We start from the raw sequence: 24,368 nt of genomic DNA on the forward strand, positions 1-24,368 counted from the left end.
AGAGCGCGGAGTATAGGAGTTGAAAACCCCCTTCGTCCAGAGCCTCCCGCCCGAACGGGCAGGTCAGAGTCCGTACTGGTATTTCACCGTCAGCACGATCGGCAGAGGCGCGATGCCGAGAATGCCGGGGCGGCGCACCGCGCCGTCGGATTCGTGCAGGGCGCGGAAGGCGTCGGCATCGAGCGTCGGGTCGCCGGAGCTGCCGATCAGGGCGACGGACTGGAAGCGGCCGCGCCCGTCCACGACGATGCGGAAGGTGGCGTTGCCGATCAGCCGCCCGTGCGCGCCGACCGACAGGCGGTGGGCATGCACGGTTTCGGAGAGGGTGTCGAGGTACTGCACCAGCGCCGTCCTGCGGCGGTCGGCGGCGTCGGGCTGCGCCGGTTCCGCCGGGGCGGCCTGCTCCAGGGTGATCGGCGCGGCGAGCGAGAGGCCGACGTCGGCGTGGGTGAGATCGACGATCACCGCCCCCGCGCCGCCGTCCACCGGCGCGGCGGAGGGCAGGCCGAACAGCAGCGCGTAATGGCAGGCCAGCGACACCGCCACCGCGGCGGCGATGCGTTCCCCGTCGGTCACGGCCTGGTCTCCGGGCGCGCCGCCGGTTCGGCGGCGATCACCAGGTGCTCGCCGCCGCTGTCGCGGATCAGGGTGACGGTGTGCAAAAAGGCGTCCACCGAGGCGTCGCGGTCGGGGATGAGGAGAATCTGCCGCGCCGCGCCGTTGCCCTCGGCGGCGCGGCGGACGAGGTGGGCGAGGTCGAGCGCGGTGATCGGCTGCTTGTTGTGGGAGAGCGAACCGTCGGCATCGAGCACGATTTCCAGCGGGTTTCCGGCATAGGTGCGCGCGGTGGAAACCCGCGGCAGCCGCATGTCGATGCCGTGGATGGCGAACGCCGCGGCGATGACGAAGAAGATCAAGAGGATGAACACCACGTCGAGGAGCGGCGTGACGTCGGGCAGCGGGCTCTCGCGGCGGCGGCGGGTGAGCGGGATCATCGCGGCGCATCCGCGGGCGCGGGGCGGGCGAGCATGCGGTTGGCCAGCCGCCCGAGGATGAAGGCGACGCGGTCCTCGCGCCGCAGGAAGGCCTGGTGCGCGGCGACCGCGGGAATGGCGATGAACAGGCCCGCGGCGGTGGTGAGCAGCGCCTGCCAGATGCCGTCGGCGAGCAGCGTCATGTCGATCGCGCCGTGCGCGGTGGCGAGGCGGGAGAAGGTCTGGATCATCCCGAGCACGGTGCCGAGCAGCCCGAGAAGCGGCGCGACGCGGCCGGAGACGGCGAGCAGGCCGAGGCGCGAATCGAGGCCGCGCACCACTTCCTCGATGGCGATCGCGGCGGAGCGTTCCCTTTCTTCCGGCAGCACCGGCTCGAACGCCGCGTCGATCAGCGGGATAAGCGCGGGGGCGGCCTTGGCCGCCTCGTCGGCGGCGGCGCGGTTTCCGGCGCGGGAAGCGGCGATCAGCGCCGCCTCCTCCGCCGCGGTGGCCAGCCGCAGGGTGGAAAACGCGATGCCGCGGTCGATCAGAATCGCCAGGGTCAGCACCGACAACGCCAACAACGGCCACATCAGGAGGCCGCCTTGCTCTATCAACTCCATACCCGACCTACTCCTTGATCAGCGGGCGCCAGTGGCGGCGCACCTCCTCCTCGTTCAGGCCGCGTCCGATCACCAGCAGGAAGGGCGGCGTATCGTCCGCCTTTTCCGTCGGACGGCAATCGTAGCGTCCAGGTACGTATTGCACCACCTGCGGCGTTTCAACGCCCGTCAGCCGGGCGATGCCCTTGACGCGGAAGACCGAAGGCGGGCAGGCGGCGAGCAGGGCGTCCAGCGTTTCGCGCGCGACCGCCGGCGCGAGCGTCAGCCGGATCGCCGAGAAGCCCTCGTCGAGATGGGTGACCGCGTGGCCATGCGCGTGGTCGTGATGGCGGTGGTGCGCATGATCGTGGTGGCGGTGATGGGGGGGGCGGTCATGATCCTGACAGTCACAGGCCTGGGATGGCCCGTGATCGTGGGGGAGATGTGCAGGATCATGACCGCAGCCGCAGACCGGACAGGGCTGGTCGGTTGCGGCATGACGCGACAAACCTTCGGAAAACAGCACCGGGTTGACCCGGCCGAATTCCGCCTCGACGATCCGCGCTCCGGGGTTGCGGCGGCGGATGTCGGCGGCGATGGCGGCGCGCGTGGGCGCGTCCACCAGGTCGCATTTGTTGAGCACCACGGTGTCGGCGGCGGCGATCTGGCCGCCCGCCACCTCGGAGGCGGCGAGGCTCTGCCGATAGAGCGCCGCGTCCACCACCGCGACCACCGCGGAAAGCTCGGCGATGTCGCCGATCTCGGCGAACTCCGCAAGCATGTTGAGCGGGTTGGCGAGCCCGGTGGTCTCCAGCACGACGATCTCGGGCTTCAGGGTTTCGGCGAGGCTGCGCAGGCCGCGCGTCAGGCTGCCCGCCAGGGTGCAGCAGACGCACCCGGCGTCGATGGCGAGGACGGAGTCGTCGCCCTCCAGCATCTTGGCGTCCACGCCGGTTTCGCCCAGCTCGTTCTGGATCACCCCGACGAGGCGGTCGTGCGCCGCCTGGAACTCGATGAACTGGTTGAGGAACGAGGTCTTGCCGGAGCCGAGAAAGCCGGAGAGCACGATCAGCTGCGGCCGGTCGGCGGCGACGATTTCCGCCGCGTCGGGGGCTTCCGCCCCGGCGGCGAGGCGGGCGAGGCGGTAGGCTCCGGCCTCCTCGGGGGCGGGCAGCGCGCCGGGGCAGGCGTCCGCCGCGCCCCAGGAAAGGGCCTCGGTGACGCGTCCGCCGGGAATCTCTCCGGCGGGAACGAGGGCGCCGCCGCGGATTTCCCAGGCGGCCGCCGGGGCGGTGCGGCGGCGGGGCGTGCCGGGGGGGCTCCCCGTCGCGGCCGCGAGCCCGGCGGCCAGCACGCGGAACAGGCCGCGCGCGATGGCGAAGGCGGGCAGGTCTTCCTCCAGCCCGCCGGGGGGGACGATCCAGCCGCCCGCGGGCGCGGCGATGCCGTCCGGCGCGGCGACGCGGCGGGCGAGGTCGGCCTCGAGCGCGAGCCCCACCGCGAGGGCGGGCTGCGCCAGAACCAGGCGCATCTCGGCGATGCAAAAGGCTTCCGCCGCCTCCGGCCGCGACGGAAAGTCGCGGATCCAGGCGAGCGCCTCCGGGGCGGAGGCGGCGATCGCGGCGGAAAGCGAAAAGGAGTCGAGCAGCGGGTCGTCCGCCGCGGGGAAGTAGAACAGGCGGAACGCCGCGGCGGCGGGCTCGGCATCGGCGTTTGCGGCCACCGGCAGCACGCCGAACACGCCCTTGTAGGCGGCGAGGCGGCAGGTCCACGACTTCGGCGCGGAGGTGCACCAGCCGAACCCGAGCCAGCCGGAGAGGCGGCGGAACCGGCCGTCCATGCAGGCGGCGGTCATCCAGGTGGCGGGTAGCGCGGCGAGGTCGTGCGCCGCAAGCCTGCGCGTGGGGTCGGGTCCGAAAATCGCGGAAAGCATGGCCTCGCCTCGCGGGATGGGAAAAAAGGGCCGCGCCGGAGCGCGGCCCAGAACCGGCCGTTAGAAGGTGATGGTGTCGCCGTTGCCGAGGTAATCCGGCGACGTGGTGCGGAAGCGCGCGGTGCCGCGCACCACCGGATAGCCCACCTCGACGAACTTCTTGGCGGTGAGGTGGCCGGTGCAGTGGTTGCAGCCGACGCGCTCGAAGTTCCACTTGCCGAGCGAGATGACGAGATCGTCGTACTTCGGATCCCAGTCCTCGAACGGCGAGATGTGGAGCCCGCCATAGATGCCGTAGAAGCGGTCGTTGTCGTACTTCAGCTTCGAGTACGCGGTGCTGGTCATCTGCAGGATGCCCTGATGGTTGCATCCGGAGATCAGGACCAGACCCTTGTCCTTGACGTTGAAGGCGAGAGAGGTTTCGCCGTAGACCCGGCAGATGATCGGCACGTCGAACTTGATCAGCATCATGCCGGGGCGGACCTGGGTCATCTCCTTGTCTACGACCTTCGGATCGCCCTTGTAGCCGGAGTCCTTAACGTACTGCTTGCCTTCCTTGTAGAAGCCGTTGTGGATGTAGAGCGGCAGGTGGTCGTTGTACTTCATCGCCACCGGGAAGCCCCAGAAGTGATCGAAGTGCTCGTGACTGATGAACAGGGCCTCGATCTCGCCCGAACGCAGCATCTGGTCGATGCCTTCGCGCTTGAAGCTCTGATCCATCCAGTCGTAGGACCAACCGACGTCGAGCAGGTACTTGTGCTTGCTGCCGTCCAGATCCTCCACCTCGATCAGGCAGGCATAGCCGCCCGGGTTGTCGGGGTGCAGGGAAGATTTCTTCTGGACCGCCCAGGCGGCTTCCAGGTCGTTCGGGATCATCTTCTTGATCGGTGCGATCCCGTCTTCGTAGCTCGACTTGCCCGGGCCCTTGCCGTTGCCGAAAGGACCCCAGCCGATGGTGTACTGGTCAACCAGAAGACCGCCGGAGGTGCGGATGTCTTCCATCAGGTGTGCGTTGTTGAACCAGCTCGTCTCCGAGATGTTGGTCACCTTGACGCTCCGCACGGCGCCGAAGTCCTGCTGAGCGCGGGCGACCTTCGGCAGGCGGTTGTAGGCGGAGCCGGAGTAGGAATAAAACCCCATCCCGGCGAGCGCGCCACCGATTGCGCCGGTGGCGGCACCTTTCACGAAGTCGCGCCGGGAGGTGGTGATGTCGTCGGTCATAATGATGCCTCCTTCCCTTTGCTCACTTGATCATCTGGATTTGGCCGATCCACGGCATCACGGCGATCACGGCGAAGTAGGCCGCGACACCGGCAGTGGCTCCGACCACCAGGCCCTTGGCGAGACTGGGCGTCCATTTGACGTCGTGCGCGACGATGGTTTCCTCGACCTGCTCGAGTTCCTCGGCGGTCTTGGGCACGGCCTTCCAGCCGGGCCAGCCGTCCATGAACCACATGTTGACGAGGAACAGGTTGATCAGCCAGATCATCGGAATCATCGGGAACTGCTGCGGATGCGAGATGCCCTTCTGGGTTCCGAGGAAGAGGTGGGCGTAGCGGTAGTAGAGGAAGTAGACCGCGGCGCCGATCACCGCGCTGATCAGGGTGCGCAGGAAGACGTTGACCGGACGGCTGTACTTGGTCGGGTAGTTGCCGCAGAAGAAGCTGAGGAACAACACGCCGACCAGCCAGAAGATCGCACTTTCGCCGACGTGCAGCCAGCGCCAGTCGGGAGCCATTTCACGGCGGGTGCCGCGGATGTGCAGGCCCCAGGAGAGGTCCTGTGCGTAGAACAGGAAGAAGCACAGGCAGAACGCCACCGCGATGATGCCGAAGAAGGCGGAGGTGCGGCGCAGCCAGTCGGTCTTGATCAGGTTGAAGGGATAGCGTTCCCAGATGCTTTCATACACCCAGACCACCACCGTGCAGCTCATGATCCACGCGATGTGGAAGTTGCCGGAGACGGTGTTGGCGAAGCTCTCCCAGTAGGGCGGGGTGATCGCCGTGTACTTCTGCCACGGGTAGAACAGGATCGCCATGTGGGAATGCATGGTGACGAAGTAGACGATGGTGCCGAGGAAGAAGGTGACCACCGCGATGGTGATGCCGCGGGTCGGCTGTTCGAGCTTCTGCCAGGGCGCGTTCTCGCAGGCGACCACCCAGGAGGGCGACAGCCACGAGGCGATCGCGGCGAACATCATGATCGCCTCGGTCGCGTATTCTTCGGCGTAGAAGTGGGTCAGCCCCATCGCCCGCAGGCGGTCGGGGTTGAAGTACGCGATGCCGTACCGGCCGAGAATGCCCATGAAGAATCCCTTGATCAGGATTTCCATGGCGAGCACGCAGACGGCGGTGAGCACGATGCCCTTGACGACGGGGTGCGTGCGGTTCAACCAGCTGCGTTTGAACGGCCAGTAGTCGAAAATGTATGCCATCCAGATGAACAGGATCAAAAGCCAACGGCATACCATGTAGCCGACATACGGCGTGTACATGCGCATGATGCCGCGCGGATCCTGAAAGACCCACCAGGTGGCATAGAAAATTGCGAAGATCATGAGGGTGTTGACTACCGCAGGCCACGGCCCGTTCCAACGTTTGACGAGCTTACGGCTTTCGAGATAGGTTACCCCCCGATTGTCCGCTTCCATGAGACAACCTCCTTGAGATGCCGGACGGTCCGGCGCGGGGAGGGGATTTCGACTTGCCGGTCCGTTCCCCCCCTCGTGCCGCTCTCACCGTCCTGTGGTTTCAAGCGTACCAGCGTTCAGGCCGAGCAGCTCCGGCAGCCGCTCGGGATCCACGGTTGCGGGGTCGATGCCCCGAGCCATGGCGAGGCGGAAAAGCGCGTCCGTACGCTCCCTCTCGCTTCCGGCATCGCGCCCCCCCTTGGGCGCATCGGCCCGGAATGGATTCATCCGGGTGAAAAAATCCCTTCGGTTCATGCCACGTTCTCCCGGGCTTGGGGCGCCTCGGCGTGGCCGAGCATGGCGGAAAACGCATCCAGGCTGTGCCCGGCGAGCGGCAGGGCGCGCCGCGTGTCGCGGTTCTGGATCGCCTGCAACAGGCTGACGTGCAGGGCGAAGAAGGAATCGACGCCGCTCTTGTCGAGGCCGACTGGGTGGTCCGGAAGCCCGCGCGCCGCGGCGATCTCCTTCATCAGCAGTTCGAGGTAGGGGTTTCCCGCCAGCGCGGCGAGGACGACGAAGAAGGTGACGTACTCGCGCGCCGTCTGCGCCGCGTCGCGGTTGACCAGGAAACGGCCCATGCGGGCGGTGACGTTTTCCAGGCGGCGCGCCTGTTCCGGCACGCAGCGCTTCGCCGCGAGCGCGGCGATGTGCGGGCCGATGACGCGCAGCGCGCCGATGGCGGCGGAGGAATCGGCCAGGGCGTGGAGGTTTTGCCAGGGCGTGGGCGGCGCGGCGGAACGCAGGTAGCAGCCGGAGCGGTGGCGGATTTCCACCCGGCCCTGGGCGGCCAGCGCGACCAGGGATTCGCGCACCGTATTGCGGCTATAGCCGAGTTCGGCGGCCAACTCGCGCTCGCCGGGCAGACGGTCGCCCTCCCCCAGGCCGAGGGTATCGACGAGTTCGACGATGCGGTCGGTGCAGGCGCTTGCCATTGCGTGCCTTCTGGTCCAACCAATAAACCCAATAGAGAGTCATGCGTCTCTCGACGCACTCTCAGGTTAGCCTACTCGAAGGTGGGGAAAAAGCAAAAAACGTTACTGGACCAACCAGCGCCCAGGAGGGAGGTTTTCGTCACATTTCCGCCGGTTCCGGCGGAAGCGGCGATGCCGGGAAGGCGACGCGGCAAGGTAGGTCGGAAGGCTGCGGAGATGCTGGTTGGACCAGCATTACGACTCCGCAGACTTCCGCCGCGGCAGGCCGGGCAGAAGACGCGGCAGTTCGCCCCACAGGCTCTGCGCCAGACCGGCATAGGGGGCGAGGTTGTCCTCGGAAAAGGCGTGCGGCGCGGTGGAGCAGAAGATCAGCACCTCGCGCAGGATGCCTTCGACGAACAGCGGCAGCGCGACGTAGGACCGGATGCCCATGGGGATGAACAGCGCCCAGTCGATCGGCTTGATGCTTTTCGTGGTGTCCTCGACGATGACGTGGTCGAGGTCGAACAGCACCATGTTCTCGGCGATCGAGCCGGGATAGGGGTGGGTGTCGTTGTCGTGCACCGATTCGAACGGCGCGCCGATGCCGGTCACCGCGACGCGGCCCTCGGCGATGAAGATCTGCGACAGCATCACCGCGCCGGCGCGGCGCTCCGGCGGCTGGTTGTCCATCAGCACGCGCAACAGGCCGCGGATGTCGGTGGCGGCGGCGAGCGCGCGGGCCACCGCCGGGGCGGGGGTTTCCGCGGCGGGCTGCTTCTCCAGCGCGGAGGCGGCGGTGCGCGGATTGAGCGAGAACCACAGGAGGCCGCGGCCGTCGCGGTCGTAGGCGCGCACCCGCGCCATGCACACCACCGGGCGGCCCTTGGCGTCGTGGATGGTGAGAAGGCCGTTCCACACCCGGGTGAACAGCAGGCGCTCGTAGATGTCGCGCAGGTAGGCGTCGGCGTTGGCGGCGAACAGGGTGGTGAGCCGCGACCCCGAGGCCCCGGTCTTCAGCCCGAAGGCGGCGCGCGCCGCGGCGTTGGCGGCGCACACCCGGCGCGAGCCGATGTCGGCCATGAACACCGGGTTGTCGAACAGTTCGACGTGCTCGGAAAGCCCGGTCTCGGTGCCGCGCTGGAGGATCGCGTTGGCGAGCCCGGTGCAGTCGGCCAAGAGGCCGATGTAGCAGAAGGTCATCTCCGGGTCCGGCGTGCCGAGGATGTAGAGCCAGCGCATCAGGCCGTCGCGGCCGTGGGCGCGGAACACCTCGGAAACCGGCTGGCGCTGGCGCAGCCGCTCGTGGAAGCGGGCGAACACCGCGCGGTCCTGCGCGGCGAGGATCGCCTCGGCGGAGGCGGCGTCCTGCAACAGCCGCGGGATGCTGTCCTCGAGGCCGGGAATGGCGTGGTCGGTGAGGAAGGTGATCTCGTTCTTCACCAGGTCGGCGCGCCACACCAAAGCGGGGATCGAACCGATATCGCTCGAAACCAGGCGGATCAGGCGGTCGTAGGGAAGTTCCCCGAAGTTGCCGGTTTCGGTCATGGCGTGCCTTTCGAAATGCGGGGATTCCAATGAAAAAGTCTCTTCCCCGTGGCGCGGCCTGTCAATCGTGCTCGCAGATCGGCAGCCGCACCACGAAGGTGGCTCCGGGCGCGGCGGTCTCGTCGAGGAAGAGCTTGCCGCCGTGCTTCTTCACCACGATGTCGAGGCAGATGGAGAGCCCCTGGCCGGTGCCCTTGCCCACCCCCTTGGTGGTGAAGAAGGGGTCGAAGATGCGTTCGCGCAAGTCCTTCGGCACGCCGGGGCCGTCGTCGGCGACGCGGATCTCCACCCAGTCGCCGTCGCGCCGGGTGCTGATGCGGATGGCGCCGATGGCGCCGTCCGGCTTGTCCGCCACGGCGTGCGCGGCGTTGACGATGAGGTTCAGGAGCACCTGGTGGATGTCGGAGGGGAAGCCGAGAATCTTCGGCAGCTCGGGGTCGAGGTCGGTTTCCACGCGGGCGACGTGCTTCCACTCGTTGCGGCACACCGTCACCGTGCTGTCGATCGCGTGGTTGATGTCGGTGCCCACCTTGGCGGCGCTGCCGGGGTGGGAGAAGTCCTTCATCGAGCGCACGATGTGGGTGACGTGGCCGACCCCCTGCAACGCCTGGCCGATGGCGTCCGGGTAGTCGTCGAGCAGATCGGCGATGCCGCCCGGCTTGAGGATCGGCTCCGCGGCGCCGGGCGGCAGGGCGGCGGTGAGCGCGGCGATCGCCGCGGCGATGTCGGGAAAGGTGTCCTGGATGTAGCGCAGGTTGTCGCCGACGTACTGGATCGGGGTGTTGATCTCGTGCGCCACGCCCGCGGCGAGCTGGCCGACGCTGGCCAGCCGCGAGGCCTGCATCGCCTCGCGCTGCGCCTCCTTGATCGCGTCGATGCCGCGGAAGGAGATCACCGCGATGCGGGTCCTGCCGCCTTCGTCCAGGGGCGCGGCGGCATAGGCCATGGCGATGCGCCGCCCGCTTGCGGTGACCAGCACCGCGTCGTCGTCGATCAGGGTTTCGCTGCCGTCGATGACGCGGACGAGCGGCCCGTCGGAAGACCCCACGGAGCCGCCTTCCGCCTCCAGCCGCACCACGTCGTCGAGCAGGCGTTCGAGCAGGCTGTCCGCCTCCAGCCAGCGGTGCGCCGAGGGGTTGGCGAAGACGATGATGCCGAAGCGGTCCACCAGCAGCACGCCCTCGAACAGGCTCTCGGTGATGCCGAGCAGCCGCCTGCGGCTTTCCTGCAGCGCCTGGTCGATCTTGACCCGGGCGGCGATCTCCTGGGAGAGCTCGCGGGTGCGCTCGGCGACCTCCTGCTCGAGGAGCTTCTGGTGGTCGGCGATGCTCTCCTCGTACTGCTTGCGCAGCGAGATGTCGCGGAACACCAGCACCGCGCCCGCGAAGTTCTTGTTCTCGCAGATCGGGGTGAGGGTGTATTCGGCGATGAAGGATTCGCCGTCCGTGCGGCGGCAGACCATCTCATCGATCCGCGACTGCTTGCAGTGCAGGGGGAAGGCGGGCAGCGCCGCGCCGCCGAGGATATCGCCGAACGGGCGGCCGAGGAGCGCCGCGGCCTCCGCGCCGAGCATGCGCGCCGCTGCGGGGTTGGCGAAGCGCACGCCGCCCGCGGCGTCGATGCCGACGATGCCGTCGCCCGCGGACTCGAGGATCAGTTCGTAGCGCGACTTCAGGGCTTCCATCTCCGCCTCGCGCTCTTTCAGCGCGGTGACGTCGGTGCGGATGCCGACGACGCCGCCGTCGCGGGTGCGGTTTTCGCGGCTGATCAGCCAGGTGCCGTCGGACATGCGTTGCAGGGTCGGGTGGCCGTCGGCCGCCTTGTGCGCGGCGAGGCGCTTCTCAACGAACTTTTCGCGCCGCATCCCGGCATAGTCGTACATCCCCTGGTCGGCGGCGAACGCGACGATCTCGGCGAAGGTGCGGCCGATGGCGAAGGCGTCCGGCACCTCGGGGAACATCCGGCGGATGCGGCTGTTGGCGAGCACCAGGCGGTCCTCGGCGTCGTAGAGGGCGAAACCCTCGCTGATCGCCTCGATCGCCTCCCCCAGCTGCTGCTCGGCGCGGTGCGCCCGCTGCTCCGCCTCGACCTCGCGGGCGATGGTGGCGCGGATGTTGTCGAGGCTGGCGTGCAGGTCCTCGGCGTGGGCGAGCATGCCCTCGATCTCGCCCGCGAGTTCCGGGCTCGCGCCGAGGTGGCGGGCGAGGTGGCGGGTCATCTCGGCGCGCAGGCGGTTGACGATCTCGACGCGGCGCAGCCGCGCCCGGGTGAAGTATTCCTGGAAGCGCGCGTAGTGCACCGGGAAGCGCTCGACGAAGTCGTCGGAGAAGCTGCCCTCGCCCGCGTCGAAGAAGGCGACGGCGGTGAGGGTCTGGTTGATGTTGATGCCCAAGAGCTCGCCGAAGGTGGAAAGCCCCGCCGCCGGGCACGGCCACAGGCCGGTGAGGCCCGCGAGCGCCGCGGCGTTGTTGAGCCGCCGGAGGATGCAGTCGTTGAGGATGACGCCCAAGGGCGGCGGCTTGCCGGCGAGGAAGCGGGCCACGTCGGCACGGGTTTCCGCCACGAAGTCGGTGGCTTCCAGCAGGATCAGCTGATCGCCCGGATTGACGTCGCAGAAGAAGTGGATCAGCCCGGTTGCGGCATCGATGTGGGAGATCGAGCGGACGAAGATCTCGTCGTCCACCTCGATGCCGAAGGTGCGCCCGGAAAGCGCCTCCCCCAGTCCGGCGGGCGTGGTGCCGAGCGCCTCGGCCAGCACCTCCACGGCGGGGCGCGCGGTCTCCCCCGCGGCGTCCATCACCGTGGCGAGGGCGCGGCGGTCGGGGTCGGCGTCCACCGCGACGAAGGTCTTGTCCGTCTTGTGGAAGTTCTGGCTCTTGAGCACGCCGTAGCGCTTGCCCGGCGCGAGCTTGAGAAACACCAGCACGGCGTGGTTTTCGAGCGCGCGGCCGCCGTCGAACAGCCAGGTGTGGTCGAAGGAGAGGCTGCCGCCCGCCGAGCCGCCGACGAACAGGCAGGGGAAGCGCCCGCTGCGGTAGACCGCCTGCATCACCTTGTCCTCGCAACAGGAAAGGCCGTCGAAGCAGGCGAGGCAGAGGGTGTCGCGGGCGTCGATGGAAAACGGCACCTCGATGGCGGAAAGCGCGTGGGTGAGCGCCGCGATGCGCGCCTCCTGCGTCGGCACCGGACCGGGGCGGCGCAGGTCGGCGGATTGCAGGTCGAGGGCGCGCACCGCCACGGCGGAGAACAGCTCGGGAGAGAACGCCTGCACCGCCACCACCGGACGCGCCGGATCGGCTTCGCGGTAGAGCGGGTCCGCCGGAGTGGGGGCGACCAGCTCGCCCGCGGTGGACAGCGCGACGAGCGGCGTCTCCCCGGCGAGCGCGGCAAGCCGCGCGGTCACATCGGCGAAGTCGAGGAACGGCGAGACGAAGGCGAGGGCGAGCGCCGCGGGGCGGCCCCCGAAACGGAACGCGGACGCATCTATGGAGGCGAGTCCGCCGTCATCGGCGAACACGCGCACGGCATCGGCGGTGCGGGGAGAAGCGGACACCGGAGCCCTACCTTCACGCGGTTTTCCCTCTGTCTTTTCTACAAGATGGTGCATCCGCGCGCCAGAAAGAAGCCCCCCATGGTTCGGCCACGGCGACGATCGCCAATTAGCATTGGACCCGCCGCGCCACGCCGCCCTATGCTGGCGCGATCAGCGCAATCGTCAAGGGAGTTCCGGTCATGCTGGGCGTCCTCGGGGGGATGGGTCCCCTCGCCACCGTCGATTTCTTCGGCAAACTCGTCGCCGCCACCCAGGCGGAGACCGACCAGCAGCACATGCCGGTGATCATCCGCTCGGTGCCGCAGATTCCCGACCGCACCGCCTGCCTGCTGCATGGCGGCGAAAGCCCGCTGCCCGCCCTGCGCCACGGCATGCGCGAACTCGCCCGCGCCGGGGCCACGGTGGTGGCGATCCCGTGCAACACCGCGCACCATTGGGCCGGCGACCTGGCCGCGCCGGACCTGCCGCCGATCCTCCATATCGTCGATGCGGTGGCCGAGCGCCTTGCCGCGCTCTTGCCCGGCGGCGCGCCGGTGGCGCTGATGTGCACCGAGGGCACCCGCGCCGCCAAGGTCTACGAGAAGCGCCTGGACCGGAACCGCTGGCCGATCCTCGCGGAGAGCCAGGCCGCGCTCGATGCGGTCTCCCGCGGCATCGCCATGGTCAAGGCGGGGCGCATCGAGGCCGCAACCGCGCTGTTCGCGCAACAGGCGGAGGACTGCCGCGCCCGCGGCGCTGCGGCGGTGATTCTCGCCTGCACCGAGATTCCGGTGGCGCTGCGGGAGGGCGAGCCGTTTTTCATCGACGCCACCGACGCGCTGGCGCGGCGTTGCGTACGCTGGTTCATCGAAACCTACCGCGGCGCGCCGGGCGGCTGCGCCGCCTCCTGAACGGAGGAAGGCAGGATTTCTGCGGCTTTCTGGTCCTTTTCGGGTTGACGCGGACGGCGCTTTCCGTGAGTCTCTCCCCACCTTGCCGGGTGCGGCGGAAGGGGGGCGTACGATGGTTCTGTTGAAGCTGGGCGTCGGTCTGGTGCTGCTGCTGGTCGCCGGAGACCTCCTGGTGCGCGGCGCCGTGGTCTTGGCCCGCCGCGCCGGAATCTCGCCGCTGGTGATCGGGCTTACCCTGGTCGGCTTCGGCACCTCCCTGCCGGAACTCCTGGCCAGCCTCCAGGCCGCGCTGATCGGCGCGCCCGGCATCGCGGTGGGCAACGTCGTCGGCAGCAACGTCGCCAACATCCTGCTCATCCTCGGCACCGCCGCGCTGATGTTTCCGGTCTCCTGCGAGGCGCCGGGCATCCGCCGCGACCTCGGGGTGCTCGCCTTCGCCACCCTGGCGGCGATCGCGCTCCTGCATTGGGGCCAGGTGCCGCGCAGCGTCGGCGCCAGCCTGGTGGCGGCGCTGCTGCTCTATACCGGCACGGCAATTTTTTTCGACCGCCGCGAATACGCCACCGTCCGCCTGCGCGAAGAGGAATCCCGCCTCGCCGATGCCATGCCGCCGGTCCGCCTCGGCATCGCGGGGGCCTTGCTGCTCACCATCGCGGCGATGGCCGGAGTGGTGGTCGGCGCACGCTTCCTCGTCGAGTCCTCGGTGATCCTGGCATTGCGTTGGGGCGTCTCGGAAAGCCTGATCGGCGTCACCGTGGTCGCCGTCGGCACCTCGCTGCCGGAACTCGCCACCAGCGTCGTCGCCGCGATCAAGCGCGAAAGCGACGTCGCGCTCGGCAACGTCATCGGCAGCAACATCTTCAACATCCTGGGAATCCTGGGGGTGACCAGCGCGGTCTCGCCGATCGTCGTCCCGGCGGAAATCTCCGGCCGCGACACCTGGGTGCTGGCGCTCGTCACCTTCGCCCTGATCGGCGTGGTGCTGGGGCTGAAACACATCCCCCGCGCGCTCGGCTTCACCTTCCTCGTCGCCTACGGCGTCTATATCACCGGCCTCGCGGGCGGCCTGCCCGACCTGCCGGTGGACCTGCCGATCGACCTGCCGAGCCTCCCCAGCCTGCCGCTGCCGAGCTTCTAAAACTTTGCGGAGGGTCTCGGACCCTCCGGGACGTTTTATTTTCCCCGCCTCAGTACCGCGCCTCGACGAAATAGAGCCCGGCGGAGGGGGCGGTCGGCCCCGCGGCGGCGCGGTCGCGCGCGGCGAGCGCGGCGCGCATGTCGTCCGCCGTCCACTTGCCCGCGCCCACCAGGTGCAGCGTGCCCACCATGTTGCGCACCTGGTGGTGGAGAAACGAGCGCGCCGCGGTGCGGATTTCCACCACCTCGCCCACCCGCGTCACCTCCAGGCTGTCGAGGGTCTTGAGCGGCGATTTCGACTGGCAGGCGGCGGCGCGGAACGAGGTGAAATCGTGCCGCCCGACCAGAACCTGCGCGGCCTCGTGCATCGCCTCCGCATCCAGGGGCTTGGGCACCCACCAGGCGCGCCCGGCGTCCAGCGCCAAGGGCGCGGGGCGGTTGACGATGCGGTAGAGGTACGACCGCCCGAGGCAGGAGAAGCGGGCGTGGAAGTCCTCGGCCGCCACTTCCGCGGCCAGCACCGAAACCGCATGCGGCTTGAGATGATAGTTCAAGGCGGCGCGCACCGTCTCCGGCGGGTCGTCGCGCGGCAGGTCGAAATGCGCCACCTGCCCCAGCGCATGCACCCCGGCGTCGGTGCGCCCGGAGGCGAAGGTGGGGCATGCCGCGCCGCAGTAGCCCGCGATCGCCGCCTCCAACACCTCCTGCACCGACAGGCCGTTCTCCTGCCGCTGCCAGCCGACGAAACCCCGGCCGTCGTATTCCAACGTCAACTTGATGCGTGGCATGAACCCGTCCCATCCCGATCCGGGATCGATACATACCCTCTCGGCGCGGGAAAGACAAAAAAACAAGGCCGGGCTCCGCCCGGACCCGCGAGGGGCCGGGAGGCCCCTCGACCCCATGACTTTGGTTTTTGCGCGCAGCGCTATAAGCCTGCGGTGGTGGCAACATGAGTGTTATATGCCGCTTCGCGGCGAAAAAAATGTTTAATATAGTCGATAAATATTATATGTCATTCATCGTATTTACGAAATAATAGTGACTTCTGCCAGTTTTTCTGGAGATGGTCTGGTCTCAAATGTAACGATATTTCGCTCTTCGTCTGGCGAATATCCCGCTCTTGTTATTGCACAATATATTCTTTCCTCGATCCATGCGGCACTTTCTTTGAGAAGCTCTAGGGAATTTCGACCTTCATAAGGCCCATACTTCATTAGAAGTGAAAGGTGCTCTCTGGCAATAGGCTCTCCAAGAATTGTTTGGTGATATTCTTGAGCGTTTCCTTCTGTGTCTAGATAAGATAAATATGCATCCCATTTGTATTCGTGTATAATATTGTCACGCTCTCTTCTTAAGAAATCCCAAAATATAGAATTTTCTTTCTTATTATCTTTGATGTATCGCCATTCTGATTGGATGCTATTTTTAATCTTTTCATTAATACAAGATTTTACGTCAACCTGGAACAAATCTATGGAACTTCTCAACGTAGTACACGTGCCTACCCATAAAATTTTCCAGTAATCGAGAGAAAGTTTATCTTCATCCAAAAGGGATTGGATCTTGGATATTCCATATTTCCCCTCGAGAAAAGCTCTGTAACTATTTAGAAAAAATTTTATTGGAAGATATATGTTTCTGTATGTTTCTGGAATCAATTCCCACCCCCTGATAGACCTTCTTGCAAGCAAGAGTTATGGGGTCGAGGGGCCTCCCGGCCCCTCGCGGGTCCGGGGCGGCGCCCCGGCCTGGTTTTACTCCCCCTGCAGCGCCGCCATGGGGTCGGTGAAGCTGGGGTCGAGGCCGGCGTTGCGGAACATCTCCGCCACCGCGTCGATGGCGGCGTCGAGTTGGCTGCGATCGGTGGAGCGGCCGACGACGCAGGTTCCGATGCGGTCGCCGAGGCCGAAGGGATAGCTGCCGAGGTCCACCGTGGGGAAGCTTTCCTGGATGGCGGAGAGGGTTTCGGCGATATCGCCTTCCCGCGCGGTGGCGGAGACGGCGCGGGAGAGCACCGGCGCGCCGCCGTCGAGGGTATGGGCGATGCCGTCGAACATCGCCTGCATGATGCGCGGCACCCCGGCGAGCACGTGGACGTTGCCGATGCGGAAGCCCGGCGCGGCGGAGACCGGGTTGGGGATGAGGCTTGCGCCCTGCGGCGTATCGGCCATGCGCATGCGCGCGGCGTTGGCCTCCGCGCCGTAGTAGGCGGTGAGGATTTTCTCCGCTTCCGGGTGGCGGCTGCACGGCACGCCGAAGGCGGCGGCGACGGATGCGGCGGTGATGTCGTCGTGGGTGGGGCCGATGCCGCCGGTGGTGAACACATAGGTGTAGCGGCTGCGCACCGCGTTGACGGCAGCGACGATGTCCGCCTCGACGTCGGGGATGACGCGCGCCTCCTTCACCGGGATGCCGCGCGCGGCGAGCGCGGCGGCGAGGTAGGGGAGGTTTTCGTCCTTGATCCGTCCGGAGAGGATTTCGTTGCCGATGATGATGACGCAGGCGGTGGGGTTGGTTTCGGGCATTGCGGACCTTCCTTGTTTCGTCACAGCGCGTCCTGGATCGCGGAAATCAGCGGCAGGTCGGCCGGCGGCATCGGGTAGTCGCGCAGGCGCGCGGGCGGGACCCAGGAAAGGGCCTGTCCTTCGCGTCCGGTCGGGAAGCCGCGCCAGGATCGTATCAGGAACACCGGCATCAGCAGATGAAAGGTTTCGTAAGCATGGGAGGCGAAGGTGAGCGGCAGCAGGCAGGCGGGCCTGGTTTCGATGCCGAGTTCCTCCATGAGTTCGCGGATCAGCGCCGCCTCGGGGGATTCGCCGTCCTGCACCTTGCCGCCGGGGAACTCCCACAGCCCGGCCATGGACTTGCCCGGCGGGCGCTGCGCCAGCAGCACCCGGTTGTCGGGGTCGGCGAGCACCGCGGCGGAAACCAGCACCACCGGCAGGCCCGGCTTCAGCGCCGGGCCGGGGGCGAGCCAGCAGCCGCCGCAGTCCTGTGTGGGGTCAGGTGCGGTAGTCGGCATTGATGGTGATGTACTGGTGGGTGAGGTCGCAGGTCCACACCGTGGCCTTGCCCTTGCCGACGCCGACATCGACGGCGATGTCGATTTCGCGGCCCTTGAAGTGTTCGGCGACCGGGGTTTCGTCGTAGCCCGGCACCACCGCGCCCTTGGCCGCCACCGGGATGCCGCCGATCGCGACCAGCAGGCGGTCGCGGTCGGCCTTTTCGCCGGATTTGCCGACGGCCATGACGACGCGGCCCCAGTTGGCGTCCTCGCCCGCGATCGCGGTCTTGACCAGGGGCGAGTTGGCGATGGCGAGGCCGATCTTGCGCGCCGCCTTGGGCGAGGCCGCGCCCGAGACCCGCACGGTGACGAATTTCGAAGCGCCCTCGCCGTCCCTGACGATCTGCTGCGCGATGTCGATCAGCACCGCGGCGAGGGCCTTCTTGAACGCCTTGAGGCGCTTGTCGGAGGCCTTCCGGACCACTTTGTGATCGGCGGCGCGGGTGGTGAACAGCAGCAGGGTGTCGGAGGTGGAGGTATCGCTGTCCACGGTGATGCTGTTGAAGGATTTGTCCGCGCCGTCTTTCAGGAGGTCCTGCAACACCTCGGGCGGCAGGTTGGCGTCGGTGAAGACGAAGGCGAGCGTCGTCGCCATGTCCGGCGCGATCATCCCCGAGCCCTTGGCGAATCCGCCGATGGATACGGTCTCGCCGTCGATCTCGGCGGTTGCGGCAGCGCCCTTGGGGAAGGTGTCGGTGGTCATGATCGCGCGGGCCGCGGTTTCCCAGTTCGCCTTGCCGGTTGCCGCCTTGGGCAGCAGCGCGGCGATCTTGGAAGCGTCGAGCGGCACGCCGATGGTGCCGGTGGAGGCGATGAACACCTCGGTCGGTTTGCAACCGAGGGCCTGCGCCGCGGCGCGCGCGGTTTCCTCCACCGCGGCGACGCCCGCGCTTCCGGTGAAGGCGTTGGCGTTGCCGGAATTGACCACGACGGCGCGCGCCGAGCCGCCGGCCAGCGCATCGCGGCACCAGTCCACCGGCGCGGAGCGGGTCTTGGAGCGGGTGAACACGCCCGCCACGGCGCTGCCCTCGGGCAGCACGGCGACCATCAGGTCGTCGCGCCCGGCATAGCGCAGGCCGGTGTTGCCGGTGAAGAAGCGGACGCCCGCAAGCTTCGGCATCTTGGGGAAGGCGGCGGGGGCGAGGGGGGAAACGGCGTCGGTCATCGCGATGTCCTCGAAGCGGAAAAACCGGTTACGGCTTGGCGGCGGAACCGTCGAGCGAGAATTTCTTGACGGCGGCGTGTTCGCGCAGGCCCTTGACGATCTGCATGGCGATATCGCCCGCCGCCTTGTCGTGCAACTGCGGCTTCATTTCCTCGAAGGAGGGGGCCTTGGCGGTGCGCTTGTCCTCCACCTTGATGACGTGCCAGCCGAACTGCGTCTTCACCGGCTCGCTGCTGGTTGCCCCCACCTTGAGCGCGAAGGCGGCGTCGGCGAAGGGCTTCACCATGTCGGCCTGCTTGAAGTAGCCGAGGTCGCCGCCGTTGCTCGCCGAGGGGCCGGTGGACTTCTCCTTGGCGAGGGCGGCGAAGTCCTTGCCCGCCTTGAGTTCGGCGATCGCCGCGCGGGCGTCCTTCTCGGTCTCGAGGAGGATGTGGCGGGCGTGGATTTCGGTCTGCGGCGGGTTGTCCTTGAGCCAGGAGTCGTAGTCGGCCTTGAGCTTGGTCTCGTCGATCTTCTTGTCGATCTCGCGGGTGAGGTAGACGGTGCGCAGAATCTGCCGTTCCGCCGCCTTGATGTTGCGCTGCACCACCGGGTCCTTTTCCAGGCCGGTCTTGCGCGCCTCCTCCGCCACCAGGGTGAGGTCGATGACGTTGTCGAGGAGCGCGTCGTAGACATGCTCCAGCGGCACGTCCTTGAGGTAGGGAATGGCGGCGCGGATCTGCTCGAGGGCGGAGCGGTGGATCTCCTCGCCGTTGACGGTGGCGACCACCGGGTCGTCGGCGGCGTACGCGCCGGTGGCGGCAAGGCAGAGGGCGAGCGCAAGACCGGCGGTGCGGGACTTCAAGGCGGACAGCATGGGGTGCATGGAGGCGACAACCTAAGGAGGGGGACAAGACGACGCCCTGCCGCGCGCCGGAAGCGGCGCGGCGGGCCTGGACATATATCCGACGGATTTTCCCCGCGCACAAGGGGCGGGCTCCGCCCCTTCGCGGAAAATTCGGCTGCCGCCGCGGCGGGCGCGGCGGCGGCCGGTTCAGATGCTTTCGGCGCGGCGCGGCGCGGGGCGGTTGGGCACCGCCTCGGAGCCGCGCGTCGCGATCGGCACCGCGAGGTCGGCGACGAACTGGGCGAGTCCGGCTTCCGCCTGGCGCTCCTGGCGCGGGGAGTCGCGGACGAGCAGCACCGCGCCGTTGTCGGCCTCGTTGCGCGCGCCGTCCTGGTTGAGGTCGGGCCGCGCCGCGGTCTGCGCGTCGGTCTGCGCCGGGCGTGCGGCGAAGCGGTCGAGCGCGCTGGCGCTCGCGGCGTCGCCGGTGGTGAAGTAGGTGCCGCGGCCGGCCTGGGAGAGGTCGGCCGGGGCGCCCGACTCGTCGGTGCCCTGGGTGCCCGGCGCGACCAGCAGACTGCCGGTCGGTTCGTCGGCGGGCGCATAGGCGAATTCGGCCGAGCCGATATCGACGGAAACCTCCGGGGGCTCCGCCGGGTCGTCGGGAAGGCTCATCTGCACCGCGATCTGGCGGATGATCAGGTTGAGTTCCTGGCGCACCTGGGCATCGATGGTCGGGGGCTCGACCGTGGCGGCCACCCGCTGCACTTCGTTGCGGATCGCCTCGATCACCTTGCCGCCCGCGACATTGGTCTGCGAACTGTTGACGCCGTAGACCGCCATCAGGCGGTTGAGACGCATCGAAACCTCGGACAGCGCGGCGTTGGCGCTGGAGAGTACGCTTTGCTGCGACCGCGTGGTCGCATCGTCGGTCTGCGTGGCGTTGCCCGCGATCAGTTGCTGCGCCTCGGCGGACAGATCGACCTGATCTCCGGGGAACGCCGCCTGCGGCGTTTGCGTGGCGGCGCCCGCATGGGCCTGCGCCTGCTTGGCCTGCATGCGCTCGGAAATTTCCTGGGTGCGCAGCGTGGTCGTGACATCGGACATGACTTCCTCCTTCTGGGGGCATCTCAATCCGCAACGCCGGCGGCACCCTCCGGGTGCGCCGGTTTGTCCCACTCTCGTTCTGAGAGCATCACGCAATTCTAGTTTACCGGGGGTGTCGGTTCAAGGCCGAAGAACGGGGCTTCGATTGACAGGGGACGCCGCGGATTCTACATCTTTTGCGCCGTCCGCGCGCGCGGACGGCGAAAAGAGGGGTCCTTCTCAATCCACGTGGCGCGGGCCCGGCCCGGCCGCCGCGCCAACAACCGGGGTTTTTCATGTTCGGTTCCATAGCCAGGCGCGTGTTCGGCAGCGCCAACGATCGGATCGTCAAGGGAATGCGCAAGACGGTCGCCGCGATCAACGCGCTGGAACCCCAGACCGCGGCGCTCGACGATGCGGCGCTCGCCGCCAAGACGGAGGAATTCCGCGAACGTCTGGCCGGCGGCGCGGACCTCGATTCCCTTCTGCCGGAGGCCTTCGCGGTGGTGCGCGAGGCGGCCAGGCGCTCCCTCGGGCAGCGGCACTTCGACGTGCAGCTGATGGGCGGCCTGGTGCTGCACCAGGGCAGGATCACCGAGATGAAGACCGGCGAAGGCAAGACCCTGGTGGCGACGCTGCCGGTGTACCTGAACGCGCTGTCCGGCAAGGGCGTGCACGTGGTCACGGTGAACGACTACCTGGCGAAGCGCGACGCCGAGTGGATGGGGCGCATCTACCGCTTTCTCGGGCTTTCCGTCGGCTGCATCGTGCACGGGCTTTCCGATGAGGAGCGCCGCGACGCCTATGGGGCCGACGTCACCTACGGCACCAACAACGAATTCGGCTTCGACTACCTGCGCGACAACATGAAGTTCAGCCTCGAGGAGATGGTGCAGCGTCCGTTCAACTTCGCCATCGTGGACGAGGTGGACTCCATCCTCATCGACGAGGCGCGCACGCCGCTGATCATCTCCGGCCCCGCCGAGGACTCCTCGGAGATGTACGTCAAGGCCGACGCGCTGATCCCGCTGCTTGCGGCGGAGCACTTCGAAAAGGACGAGAAGCAGCGCGCGGTGACGCTCACCGACGCGGGCGTGGAGTTTCTGGAGAGCCTCCTGCGCGAGAAGGGCGAGATCGCCGAAGGCGGCAGCCTCTACGACATCGAGCACGTCTCCCTGGTGCACCACATCAACCAGGCCTTGAAGGCGCACAAGCTGTTCGCGCGCGATACCGACTACATCGTGAAGGACAACCACGTCGTCATCATCGACGAGTTCACCGGCCGCATGATGGAGGGCCGCCGCTATTCCGAGGGTCTGCACCAGGCGCTGGAGGCGAAGGAGAAGGTGAAGATCCAGCAGGAAAACCAGACGCTGGCCTCGGTGACCTTCCAGAACTATTTCCGCCTCTACCCCAAGCTCGCGGGGATGACCGGCACGGCGCAGACCGAGGCGGCGGAATTCGAGCAGATCTACAAGCTCTCGGTGGTGGAGGTTCCCACCAACGTGGCGGTGGCGCGCAAGGACTACGACGACGAGGTCTACCGTTCCACGCGCGAGAAGTTCGAGGCGATCATCGCACTGGTCGAGGACTGCCATGCGCGCGGCCAGCCGATCCTGGTGGGCACCACCTCGATCGAAAAGTCGGAGCTTCTCGCCGACATGCTGCGCAAGAAGGGCAAGGTCAAGCCGCAGGTGCTGAACGCCCGCTACCACGAGCAGGAAGCCTTCATCATCGCCCAGGCGGGCGTGCCCGGCGCGGTGACCATCGCCACCAACATGGCGGGCCGCGGCACCGACATCCAGCTCGGCGGCAACGCCGACATGCGGGTGGCCGCCGAGCTTGCCGAGTTGACCGACGAAGCCGCGCGCGCCGCCAAGGAGGCGCAAATCCGCGCCGAGATCGCGGCCTTGGGCGAAACCGCGAAGGCGGCGGGCGGCCTCTACGTGGTCGGCACCGAACGCCACGAAAGCCGCCGCATCGACAACCAGCTGCGCGGCCGTTCCGGCCGCCAGGGCGATCCCGGCGCGTCCAAGTTCTTCCTCTCGCTGGAAGACGACCTGATGCGCATCTTCGGTTCCGAGCGCATGGACGGCATGCTGCAGAAGCTCGGCCTGCAGGACGGCGAGGCGATCACCCATCCCTGGATCAACAAGGCCCTGGAAAAGGCGCAGCAGAAGGTCGAGGCGCGCAACTTCGAAATCCGCAAGAACCTGCTGCGCTTCGACGACGTGATGAACGACCAGCGCAAGGCGATCTACGGCCAGCGCAAGGAACTGATGCAGGCGGACGAGGTGGTGGACCTGGTCGGCGACATGCGCCACGAGGTGATCGAGGATATCGTTTCGGCGCGCATCCCCGAACGCGTGATGCCCGAGCAGTGGGACGCCGAGGGCCTGGCGCTCGACGTGCGCCGCGTCATGGGCCTCGACCTGCCGATCGCCGGCTGGGCGGCGGAGGAAGGCATCGCCGACAAGGAAATCCTCGAGCGCCTGCTGCGCGAGGCCGACCGCCTGATGGCGGAAAAGGCGGCCAACTACGGCCCCGGCACGATGCGGATGATCGAGAAATCCCTGGTGCTGCAAATCCTCGACCAGACCTGGAAGGAGCATCTGCTCGGCCTCGACCACCTGCGCCAGGGCATCGGCCTGCGCGCCTACGGCCAGCGCGACCCCTTGAACGAATACAAGCAGGAAGCCTTCGAGATGTTCGAGCGCATGCTGGCGCTCTACCGCGAGCGGGTGACCACCATGCTCTGCCGCATCGAGCTGCGCTTCGAAGAGCCGGCGGAAACCGCGGGCGCTTCGGCGGCCATGGGCGAAGCCGCGCCGGGGGTGGACCCCGGCGACCCCTCCACCTGGGGCCGGGTGCCGCGCAACGCGCCGTGCCCCTGCGGCTCGGGCAGGAAGTACAAGCACTGCCACGGCAAGATGGGCTGAGTCAGCGGCTCCGTGACGGAACCAGGGCGGGGAGAGCGATCTCCCCGCCCAAATTGCTGCCGACGATCAGCGCATAGAAGCTCGCCCGCGCGAAGTCGGGGCGCGCCATGTCCGCCGCGATCGCCGCGGTCAGTTCGGCGACGTAGGCCGCGGTCCCGGCCTCGCGGCGGTCGGGCCGCCCGGTCAGCATCGGCCGGGTGATGTAGCGGGCGTGCACGGCGTTGCAGCGCCCCGCCCCCAGCGCCACCGCGGCGGCGAAGGCGCGCGCGCCGAACAGGGCGGCGATCTCCTCCAGGCGGCGGTGCGAATACTGGCGGTAGCCGTGCCAGAGGTACAGCCACAGGCAGGCGGGCGACGGCATCAGGTGAATCTGCAACAGCGGCGCGCCGTGCGCCTCCGCCTCCGCCGCGGCCTGGCGGAAGAAGGTGAGGTCCTCCTCGAAGTGTTCGAGGGCGCTTTGCGTCACGATGAGGTTGCGCCCGCGCAGGATGTCCGCGACGTTCCTGGCGTCGGCCACCCGGAAGCGGAAGCGTTCCGAGGTGCGTTTCTCCCAGTCCGGATGGGCGAAGAGGTCGCAGCCGGTGTAATCCGTCTCCGGCGCGTATCCGGCGATCAGCCTGCCCAGATAGCCGCTGCCGCAGCCGATCTCCGCCACGTCGAGCCGCCCGCCCAGGGCGCGGGCGATCTCCGCCCAGGGCAGGCTCATCCAGAACATGTCGCTCAGCCGCCGCGACGGGCTGGACTTGTCGTGGCATTTTGCGGCCAGGGCGGCCTGCCGCTCCGCATCCAGAACGAAGTCGAAGGCCGGGAGCGCGCCGCCGCGCGGGGCGGCCGTCCAGTTGTTGGCGACGTTGAAGCCGAGCCAAAGCAGGCGCTGCGCGAGCGAGAGGCGGCGGTCGCCGCTGATTTCGGCGCGCTGCACCAGGGACGAGGTGTGGGATCGGGCATCCATCGGGCGTCTTCCGCAGGGTGGCTTCGGGCTGCCACCATGGCCCGAAGCCTTGGGCGAATCAAGCCGGGCGATCCGGCCGCGGAAACATTCGCAAAATTT

The 24,368-nt window shown here is 67.8% G+C and carries 21 protein-coding genes; 3 read left to right on the forward strand and 18 right to left on the reverse strand.

What is annotated here, in order from left to right; all coding sequences use genetic code 11:
* Window positions 1–63: 63 nt before the first annotated feature.
* From O7R11_RS12235 to O7R11_RS12280, 10 genes are all read right to left on the reverse strand, one after another.
* A complete protein-coding gene (locus O7R11_RS12235; protein WP_337997809.1) occupies window positions 64–576 on the reverse strand; it encodes a hypothetical protein in 513 nt (170 codons plus the stop codon).
* Window positions 573–995 carry an ExbD/TolR family protein gene (locus tag O7R11_RS12240; RefSeq protein WP_337997810.1) on the reverse strand — a complete coding sequence of 141 codons (423 nt, stop codon included), beginning with the start codon at window positions 993–995 and terminating at the stop codon, window positions 573–575. Before O7R11_RS12240 ends, O7R11_RS12235 begins: the two co-directional genes overlap by 4 nt.
* Window positions 992–1,567, reverse strand: coding sequence for a MotA/TolQ/ExbB proton channel family protein (locus O7R11_RS12245; protein WP_337997811.1), 576 nt, complete (start codon window positions 1,565–1,567; stop codon window positions 992–994). The genes O7R11_RS12240 and O7R11_RS12245 overlap by 4 nt, the downstream gene beginning before the upstream one ends.
* Before the next feature lie 37 nt (window positions 1,568–1,604).
* Complete coding sequence (locus O7R11_RS12250) at window positions 1,605–3,509, reverse strand: CobW family GTP-binding protein (RefSeq protein ID WP_337997812.1); 1,905 nt, start codon at window positions 3,507–3,509, stop codon at window positions 1,605–1,607.
* A gap of 60 nt (window positions 3,510–3,569) precedes the next feature.
* Window positions 3,570–4,730 (reverse strand): MBL fold metallo-hydrolase, encoded by a 1,161-nt coding sequence (locus O7R11_RS12255; protein ID WP_337997813.1) that lies wholly within the window; start codon window positions 4,728–4,730, stop codon window positions 3,570–3,572.
* Window positions 4,731–4,752: 22 nt separating this feature from the next.
* Window positions 4,753–6,066, reverse strand: a complete 1,314-nt coding sequence (locus tag O7R11_RS12260; RefSeq protein ID WP_337997814.1) for a hypothetical protein — start codon at window positions 6,064–6,066, stop codon at window positions 4,753–4,755.
* Between the two features lie 177 nt (window positions 6,067–6,243).
* A complete protein-coding gene (locus O7R11_RS12265; protein ID WP_337997815.1) occupies window positions 6,244–6,453 on the reverse strand; it encodes a hypothetical protein in 210 nt (69 codons plus the stop codon).
* Window positions 6,450–7,130 (reverse strand): FadR/GntR family transcriptional regulator, encoded by a 681-nt coding sequence (locus O7R11_RS12270; protein ID WP_337997816.1) that lies wholly within the window; start codon window positions 7,128–7,130, stop codon window positions 6,450–6,452. Before O7R11_RS12270 ends, O7R11_RS12265 begins: the two co-directional genes overlap by 4 nt.
* A 234-nt stretch (window positions 7,131–7,364) precedes the next feature.
* Window positions 7,365–8,657, reverse strand: coding sequence for a hypothetical protein (locus O7R11_RS12275; protein WP_337997817.1), 1,293 nt, complete (start codon window positions 8,655–8,657; stop codon window positions 7,365–7,367).
* A gap of 61 nt (window positions 8,658–8,718) precedes the next feature.
* A complete protein-coding gene (locus O7R11_RS12280; RefSeq protein ID WP_337997818.1) occupies window positions 8,719–12,210 on the reverse strand; it encodes an FIST N-terminal domain-containing protein in 3,492 nt (1,163 codons plus the stop codon).
* A gap of 179 nt (window positions 12,211–12,389) precedes the next feature.
* On the opposite strand from O7R11_RS12280, the gene cuyB reads away from it, so the two are divergent.
* Together cuyB and O7R11_RS12290 are read left to right on the forward strand one after the other, a co-directional pair.
* Window positions 12,390–13,100, forward strand: coding sequence for a cysteate racemase (gene cuyB, locus O7R11_RS12285; protein WP_337997819.1), 711 nt, complete (start codon window positions 12,390–12,392; stop codon window positions 13,098–13,100).
* A gap of 112 nt (window positions 13,101–13,212) precedes the next feature.
* Window positions 13,213–14,238 carry a calcium/sodium antiporter gene (locus O7R11_RS12290; protein WP_337997820.1) on the forward strand — a complete coding sequence of 342 codons (1,026 nt, stop codon included), beginning with the start codon at window positions 13,213–13,215 and terminating at the stop codon, window positions 14,236–14,238.
* A 49-nt stretch (window positions 14,239–14,287) separates the two neighbouring features.
* Here O7R11_RS12290 and truA read toward each other — a convergent pair whose 3' ends face one another.
* From truA to O7R11_RS12325, 7 genes are all read right to left on the reverse strand, one after another.
* Window positions 14,288–15,025 (reverse strand): tRNA pseudouridine(38-40) synthase TruA, encoded by a 738-nt coding sequence (truA, locus tag O7R11_RS12295; protein WP_337997821.1) that lies wholly within the window; start codon window positions 15,023–15,025, stop codon window positions 14,288–14,290.
* A 240-nt stretch (window positions 15,026–15,265) separates the two neighbouring features.
* On the reverse strand, window positions 15,266–15,898 hold the full coding sequence (locus O7R11_RS12300) for a hypothetical protein (protein WP_337997822.1): 633 nt from the start codon (window positions 15,896–15,898) through the stop codon (window positions 15,266–15,268).
* Between the two features lie 96 nt (window positions 15,899–15,994).
* Window positions 15,995–16,765 carry a competence/damage-inducible protein A gene (locus O7R11_RS12305; RefSeq protein WP_337997823.1) on the reverse strand — a complete coding sequence of 257 codons (771 nt, stop codon included), beginning with the start codon at window positions 16,763–16,765 and terminating at the stop codon, window positions 15,995–15,997.
* A gap of 20 nt (window positions 16,766–16,785) precedes the next feature.
* On the reverse strand, window positions 16,786–17,262 hold the full coding sequence (locus O7R11_RS12310; RefSeq protein WP_337997824.1) for a (deoxy)nucleoside triphosphate pyrophosphohydrolase: 477 nt from the start codon (window positions 17,260–17,262) through the stop codon (window positions 16,786–16,788).
* Window positions 17,243–18,469: a bifunctional glutamate N-acetyltransferase/amino-acid acetyltransferase ArgJ gene (argJ, locus tag O7R11_RS12315; RefSeq protein WP_337997825.1), complete on the reverse strand. Its 1,227-nt coding sequence runs from the start codon at window positions 18,467–18,469 to the stop codon at window positions 17,243–17,245. Before argJ ends, O7R11_RS12310 begins: the two co-directional genes overlap by 20 nt.
* A gap of 28 nt (window positions 18,470–18,497) precedes the next feature.
* Window positions 18,498–19,334, reverse strand: a complete 837-nt coding sequence (locus O7R11_RS12320; protein WP_337997826.1) for a peptidylprolyl isomerase — start codon at window positions 19,332–19,334, stop codon at window positions 18,498–18,500.
* 168 nt (window positions 19,335–19,502) lie between these two features.
* Window positions 19,503–20,399 (reverse strand): hypothetical protein, encoded by an 897-nt coding sequence (locus tag O7R11_RS12325; RefSeq protein ID WP_337997827.1) that lies wholly within the window; start codon window positions 20,397–20,399, stop codon window positions 19,503–19,505.
* 275 nt (window positions 20,400–20,674) lie between these two features.
* On the opposite strand from O7R11_RS12325, the gene secA reads away from it, so the two are divergent.
* On the forward strand, window positions 20,675–23,317 hold the full coding sequence (gene secA / locus O7R11_RS12330) for a preprotein translocase subunit SecA (protein ID WP_337997828.1): 2,643 nt from the start codon (window positions 20,675–20,677) through the stop codon (window positions 23,315–23,317).
* A 1-nt stretch (window position 23,318) separates the two neighbouring features.
* Here the strand turns inward: secA and O7R11_RS12335 are convergent, their stop codons facing one another.
* A complete protein-coding gene (locus O7R11_RS12335) occupies window positions 23,319–24,269 on the reverse strand; it encodes a class I SAM-dependent methyltransferase (protein ID WP_337997829.1) in 951 nt (316 codons plus the stop codon).
* Window positions 24,270–24,368 lie beyond the last annotated feature (99 nt).

The sequence above is a fragment of the Oleispirillum naphthae genome (assembly GCA_027864655.1).
In the GTDB taxonomy this organism is placed as follows: Bacteria; Pseudomonadota; Alphaproteobacteria; order Rhodospirillales; family Rhodospirillaceae; genus Oleispirillum; species Oleispirillum naphthae.